The organism is Alysiella crassa DSM 2578 (assembly GCF_000745955.1).
Taxonomy (GTDB): Bacteria; Pseudomonadota; Gammaproteobacteria; order Burkholderiales; family Neisseriaceae; genus Simonsiella; species Simonsiella crassa.
The window spans coordinates 23,909-30,596 of sequence record NZ_JQKH01000027.1 but is presented as its reverse complement, the minus strand read 5'-3'; the positions used below and the strand labels follow the sequence as shown (position 1 = coordinate 30,596).

General features: G+C 46.8%; 6 protein-coding genes. 1 reads left to right on the top strand and 5 read right to left on the bottom strand.

The features are described from left to right. Positions 1-255: tetratricopeptide repeat protein (locus Q338_RS05590; protein ID WP_034292883.1), on the top strand; the 255-nt coding region annotated here is incomplete at its 5' end. A 168-nt stretch (positions 256-423) separates the two neighbouring features. Here Q338_RS05590 and ftsZ read toward each other — a convergent pair. The 5 genes from ftsZ to murC all read right to left on the bottom strand — a co-directional run bounded on the left by ftsZ (position 424) and on the right by murC (position 6,509). Continuing rightward, positions 424-1,680 (bottom strand): cell division protein FtsZ, encoded by a 1,257-nt coding sequence (gene ftsZ, locus Q338_RS05585; protein WP_034292881.1) that lies wholly within the window; start codon positions 1,678-1,680, stop codon positions 424-426. 144 nt (positions 1,681-1,824) lie between these two features. Further along, positions 1,825-3,189 (bottom strand): cell division protein FtsA, encoded by a 1,365-nt coding sequence (ftsA, locus tag Q338_RS05580; RefSeq protein WP_034292880.1) that lies wholly within the window; start codon positions 3,187-3,189, stop codon positions 1,825-1,827. A gap of 2 nt (positions 3,190-3,191) precedes the next feature. Beyond that, positions 3,192-3,998 carry a cell division protein FtsQ/DivIB gene (locus tag Q338_RS05575; RefSeq protein WP_034292878.1) on the bottom strand — a complete coding sequence of 269 codons (807 nt, stop codon included), beginning with the start codon at positions 3,996-3,998 and terminating at the stop codon, positions 3,192-3,194. Beyond that, complete coding sequence (locus Q338_RS05570; RefSeq protein ID WP_034292876.1) at positions 3,988-4,914, bottom strand: D-alanine--D-alanine ligase; 927 nt, start codon at positions 4,912-4,914, stop codon at positions 3,988-3,990. Before Q338_RS05570 ends, Q338_RS05575 begins: the two co-directional genes overlap by 11 nt. A 173-nt stretch (positions 4,915-5,087) precedes the next feature. Beyond that, positions 5,088-6,509 carry a UDP-N-acetylmuramate--L-alanine ligase gene (gene murC / locus Q338_RS05565; RefSeq protein ID WP_172540014.1) on the bottom strand — a complete coding sequence of 474 codons (1,422 nt, stop codon included), beginning with the start codon at positions 6,507-6,509 and terminating at the stop codon, positions 5,088-5,090. Positions 6,510-6,688 lie beyond the last annotated feature (179 nt).

The window sequence follows — 6,688 nt, the reverse complement described above, 5'->3', positions numbered from 1 at the left end:
CAAGAAGGTTTTGGCGTAGAAGAAGACCCCGCACAGGCTGCCGAGTGGTTTCGCCAAGCCGCCGAATTGGGCGATTCGTCCGCACAATTTAATTTGGGCATGAATTATGTGGAAGGCGTGGGCGTACTACAAGATTATGATTTAGCAGAAAAATGGTGGAAACTTGCCGCCAAACAGGGCAATAAAGACGCGGAATATTCATTAGCAGAATTAGCTAAAATGCGCGAAGAAGAGAATATAGTGAATTCAATTTAAACCAGTACAGCGTTGCCAGCTCCCTTATGTACTATGTGTACACGGCGGTCGCTGTCGCCTTGTCCTGATTTAAATTGAATCCACTATAGTTAAGCCACCATTTTCAGGCAGCCTGAACAGAAAAAACCGAGTTATCCACAGATAACTCGGTTTTTTGATGGAAATTAATTAGTTGTTATTGTTGTCGTTTTGACGGCGCAACATGGCTGGAATTTCAAAATCGTCCAAAACAGATTGGCTGGAGAAATCCGCCGCCACCAAATTCACGCTGCGTGTATTGCGACCTGAACGAATCACGCCCTCCATACCAGGTAACACATCGGTGCTGGTAATCGTTGGTTGTGCAATAGACGCTGATGGGCGGTTGCTGCTTGGGCGAATATTGTTGTTAGACATGGGAGCATGACGATGGTGGTGTCCGCCACCCATAATGTCATCGCCGCCACGCTCTGAATTTTCACGCAAACCTGTTGCGATAATCGTAACGCGAATCGCGTCTTCAGGCATATTCATGTCTTCCGCCGTACCGAATTTCAGTTCAGCGTCAGGCGAAGCATAATCGCCCACCACAGACATAATCTCTTGATATTCGTCCAAAATCAAGCAATCTGGCGCAGTCGTGATGTTTACCAACACGCCTTTGGCACCGCTCAAGCTCACATCGTCCAATAATGGGCTAGAAATGGCTTGCTCAATGGCGATACGCGCACGGTCAGAGCCTTTGGATTCGCCAATACCCATCATTGCCATGCCGACAATGCTCATCATGTTTTTCACGTCAGCAAAGTCCAAATTGATGAAACCAGGACTGGTCACAATCTCAGAAATGCCTGCCACGCCGTTACGCAATACATTGTTTGCCGCACGGAAAGCTTCGCGCACGGTTGTACCTTTGCCCAAAGCCGCCAATAATTTATCGTTTGGCACAACAATCAGCGAATCCACATGATTTTTCAAGGTTTCAATACCTTGCTGTGCCACATTAGCGCGTTTACCTTCGTGTTTGAATGGGCGCGTAACCACTGCTACGGTCAAAATACCCAATTCTTTGGCGATTTCAGCAATCACAGGTGCTGCACCTGTACCCGTACCACCGCCCATACCTGTGGTGATAAACAGCATATCTGCGCCGCTAATCGCTTTTACAATCGCTTCACGGTCTTCAATCGCTGCCGCACGACCCACTTCAGGATTCGCACCTGCACCCAAACCACGCGTTAAACTCGCACCCAATTGAATTTTATTGGGCGCGATATTGTCCATCAAAGATTGTGCATCGGTGTTTGCGCTGATGTATTCTACACCCTGAATTGGGTTTTCAATCATATTGTTAATGGCATTGCAACCACCACCGCCCACGCCGATAACTTTGATAACCGCCGGACCCGTAGGGGCTTCTACAAAGTTATAAATCGGTTTGTCCATTTTATAAAACTCCTCATACCCTCGGCGGGGCATGTGTCAAAATCGTTAATTGCCAATATTATAAAGAAGTTTCACGCGCTTGGCAAAGAAACTTCTTTAGCGAATCGTCCGCTTTTCAGGCAGCCTGAAAAGGGATTGGTAAGATTAAAGTGTTTTGTTAATCCACTCACGCAAACGGCTGAACCAACTTTGTGGTTGAGGCTCTTCCACATAAGTAGGCTGTGGCTGCACGCGGCGTTTGGGTTGTTCAATTTCGGTTTCTGTTTCCGCTTCAGGTGGCGGCGCAAAAATATCCACATTCACTTTTTTCAGGATATTGCGGCTCTTGCTATTTGGAATCCCTGCGCTTTGGCTTTGCCCCTGATTATGGCGTTCTTTGGCAGCCTGCAACAAACCAATCACGGTTGAATAACGAGGATTGCGTACACGCTCCGACAGCCCCGCCATTTCAGGCGGCACACCAATGCGCACAGGCAAATCAAAAATTTCTTCGGTCAATTCCACCATGCCGCGTAATAAAGACGCGCCACCTGTCAAAACAATGCCCGAAGTCAGCACTTCTTCTGGGAAACCAGAACGGCGCAATTCATTCAAAGTCAATTCTAAAATTTCTTCCACGCGCGGCTGAATCACACTCGCCAACACACGGCGTGAAATTTGGCGTGAACGGCGGTCGCCAACACTAGGCACTTCCACCATGTCGTCCAAACCTTCAATATTCGCCAATGCCACACCATAATTGATTTTGATGTATTCGGCAGAATTAGATGGCGTGCGCAAAGCATGTGCCAAATCGCGGGTAATCAAATCGCCCGCCACAGGAATCACCGCCGTATGACGAATCGCACCGTTGGTGTACACCGCAATATCGGTCGTACCACCACCAATGTCAATCACGCACACGCCCAACTCTTTTTCATCTTCCGTCAATACCGCAGACGCGCTGGCAAGCGGTTGCAACATAATATCATCTACAACCAAATTACAGCGTTGCACACATTTTTGAATGTTTTGCATTGCCGTTACCGCGCCCGTGATGATGTGAACGCGCGTATCCAAGCGTACGCCGCTCATGCCAATTGGCTCGCGTACACCGGGTTGATTGTCAATAATGTATTCTTGTACCACCGTATGCAACACTTGATGGTCAGGTGGAATATTGACTGCTTTAGCGGTTTCTTTGGCGCGGTCAATATCGGTTTGCGTTACTTCACCGTCTTTGATTTTGACCACACCTTGTGAATTTAAACTGCGAATATGATTACCCGCAATGCCTGTTACCAAATGTGTGATTTTGCAGTCTGCCATGTGTTCTGCTTCCGACATGGCTTGCTTAATGGCTTGGGCGGTTGCATCAATATTGGTAACCATGCCCGCTTTTAAGCCGCGAGATGGCGATTGTCCAATGCCGACAATATGGATTTCGTCATCAATTAATTCGCCAATCAAGGCAATCACTTTAGATGTACCGATGTCCAATGCGCTGATATATTGTTTATTTTCAACCATTTTTATTCATCTCGGTTAATTTGTGAATTTGAATTGTTATTATCTTGTTCGGTTTCTGTTCCATCAACAGAAAAACTGGCTGGGCGTGTACCGCCACGCGTTGCAAAGCCATCGTTGTAACGCATATCCACATAATCCAAGCCATTGATTTCATTTAATGAATGCTGCCACGCATCTACAAATCGTGCCATGCGTGTGTTCACATCTTGCTTGCCCAAACGCAATTCCACGCCATTATTCAACATCATAGTCCATGATGCGCGTGGGGTATATTGTAAACGCAGAATGCCCAAACGCAAAGGATGTAATTCATCAGCAAAGGTTTTATACTGTTGCGCCATTTGTGGCAATACATTCACTTCGCCGTCAAATTCAGGCAGTTTTTCGCCATTGTAGGCAGCCTGAAAAATTTTACCTTCGCCATCAACCAAACCCGCCGAATGCCCTTCGCGTATCCATCGGGCAACAGGTTCGTGTTCTTTCACGGTCAAACGCACCGTATTGGGCATAATTTTCTCAATTTTAACATCACTTACCCATTCCGTCTGCATGGCAACTTGTTGCGCTGTGTCCAAATCCACATGGAAATAGCTGCCTGAAAGATGGGGTTTCAAGTTTTCAAATAATTGTTCTTTATTGACATATTTCAAGGGCATATCGGAACGAATCCCCACCACATCAACCGTAGAGATTTGGAAGTAACTGATATTCATGGTAAAACGAATCAGCGCAAACAGTAAAAATACGCTGACCGCCAAAAAAATCAACTTCACACTTTTGCCACTCAATAGGCGTTCATTATACTTCATAAGCCGTCTTTAAAATGTCAATACATAAATCTGCAAATTCTGTGCCCGCCACTTGCGCCGATTTCGGAATCAAGCTATGACTGGTCATGCCTGGTAAGGTATTTGCTTCTAAAATATACAATTTTCCCTGCTCATCGCGCAGAAAATCCACCCGACCGCAATTATTGCCACCGCCAATTGCCGCAAAGGCTTTCAATGCCAATTCGCGCATCAATTGCTCATCGTCTGCGCTCAAATCTGATGGGCATAAATACACCGTGTCATCACGATTGTATTTCGCATCATAATCATAGAACTCGTTTTGCGGAATAATCCGAATGGTGGGCAAAGCCTGACGGAAAATCACGCCACAAGTGTATTCGCCGCCCGACATGAATTTTTCCGCTAAAATTTCGCCGTGCATGTGTTGGTCGCGCAATTCTTGGTATTTTTGTTGTAATTCACCAACACTTTTTACTTTGGATACACCCACGCTGCTGCCTTCCGCCGCAGGTTTGATAAATAAGGGCAAACCCAATTCTTGTTCAACCGCCGCAAAATCCGTCTCATCGGTCAAAACCACAAACGGCGGCACGGGCAATTGTAAAGCCGACCACAATAATTTACTGCGGTATTTGTCCATGCCAATCGCCGAAGCCAACACGCCGCAGCCTGTGTAAGGTATGCCCAATGCTTCCAACGCACCTTGTACCGTGCCATCTTCGCCGTAACTACCATGCAAGGTATTGAAGGCAATGTCAAATTTCTGATTTTTCAATTCAAACAATTCAGTTTCCGCAGGGTCAAAGGCGTGCGCGTCCACCCCTTTGCTTTGGAGTGCCGCCAAAATCGCCTTGCCACTATTGAGCGATACTTCGCGTTCTGCCGAAAATCCGCCCATCAAAACGGCTACTTTACCAAAATCCTGCTGCTGCATTGTTTTTCCTTCAAAATTGTGATTTCAGGCTGCCTTTTGCTTTGTGCGTAACAAAATTACGCTACAAAACACCTTTCAGGCTGCCTGAAAATAAAAATACGATGATATTTAACACGATTCAGGCAGCCTGAAAATCAAACCGCCCTACTCTATTCAATATTGGGTGTGATGATTTATGCCGCCACTTGTGTTTGACTAAAATCCACCAAAGCCTGTGCGCTGCGATTAATGCTGCCTGCACCCATCGTCAAAACCACATCGCCATCACGCAACATGGGCAACAACATTTCGGGCAACGCGTTCACATCTTCACAGAACACAGGTTCTACGCGTCCAAACACGCGCACGGCACGCGCCAAACTGCGTCCATCGGCTTGCGCGATTGGCTCTTCGCCTGCAGCATAAACTTCAGTCAGCATAACAAAATCTGCGGTACTCAACACATTGGCAAAATCATCAATCAAATCACGCGTGCGCGTATAACGGTGCGGCTGAAACGCCAACACCAAACGATTATTCGGATACGCGCCACGCGCCGCCGCCAAGGTTGCCGCCATTTCTACGGGGTGATGACCATAATCATCAATAATCAAGGCTTTGCCACCATCAGGCAGACTGATTTCGCCATAACTTTGGAAGCGGCGACCCACACCACTAAAGCCTAACAAACCTGTCTGAATCGCTTCCACGCTGGCATTGCATTCCAACGCCACGCCAATACTTGCCAAAGCATTCAAGACATTGTGTCTGCCAGGCATATTCAAAACCACGTCAAACACCAATGGTTCTGCGTCTTTTTGGCGCACATGGGTGGTGAATTTCATTTGTGCGCCCACAGCTTCTACATTGGTCGCGTAAATATCTGCCGTTTCATCATCAATCGCATAGGTGGCGAGTGGACGTTTTAATTGTGGCAAGATGGTTTGAATATGTTTGCTTTCTTGGCACAAAAATGCTTTACCATAGAATGGCATACGGTGAACAAAATCAATAAAGGCTTGGTGCAGTTTCGCCACATTGTGTTCATAAGTATCCATGTGGTCTTCGTCAATATTGGTAACCACCGTAAACACGGGCGAGAGATACAGGAAAGACGCGTCGCTTTCGTCTGCTTCTGCCACCATATAATTGCTTGAACCCAATTTGGCGTTTGTGCCAGCCGCCGTTAATTTGCCGCCAATCACAAAAGTGGGGTCTAGCCCCGCCGCACCCAAAATGGAAGCGGTTAAACTGGTGGTGGTGGTTTTGCCGTGCGTACCCGCAATCGCAATGCTACCTTTAAACAAACGCATGATTTCCGCCAACATCATGGCGCGTGGAATCACGGGAATGTGTCGTTCCAAAGCCGCTAAAACTTCGGGATTATCAGGCTGCACGGCGGTAGAAGTTACCACCACTTCTGCGCCTTCAATATGTTCTGCCGTATGACCAGGGAATACGCTCACCCCAATCTTGCTCAAATGGCGTGTGGCGGCACTTTGTGCTTGGTCTGAACCCGAAACGGTAAAACCCAGATTGTGCAAAACTTCAGCAATACCGCACATTCCTGAACCACCAATTCCGACAAAATGGACATGATTTATTCTGTTTTTCATGATGTTATAACTCCGCAGGGTTCATTTGGGCGCAAAAATGGCGTTGCGCCAAAAATCCGTTATTTTAAAGGCGTTGCGTGGGTTTGACTATGTTTTTTTGTATTTTTTTCAGGCTGCCTGAATTGTTTTGATAAATCAGGGGATTAAAAATTTAGGCAGCCTGAAAAAGGGTTCAGGCT

Bases quoted from the DNA above. Each gene is read 5' to 3' on its own strand.
- Q338_RS05570 (WP_034292876.1), bottom strand. From the start codon at position 4,914: ATGCAGCAGCAGGATTTTGGTAAAGTAGCCGTTTTGATGGGCGGATTT.
- ftsA (WP_034292880.1), bottom strand. From the start codon at position 3,189: ATGGTTGAAAATAAACAATATATCAGCGCATTGGACATCGGTACATCT.
- ftsZ (WP_034292881.1), bottom strand. From the start codon at position 1,680: ATGGACAAACCGATTTATAACTTTGTAGAAGCCCCTACGGGTCCGGCG.
- murC (WP_172540014.1), bottom strand. From the start codon at position 6,509: ATGAAAAACAGAATAAATCATGTCCATTTTGTCGGAATTGGTGGTTCA.
- Q338_RS05575 (WP_034292878.1), bottom strand. From the start codon at position 3,998: ATGAAGTATAATGAACGCCTATTGAGTGGCAAAAGTGTGAAGTTGATT.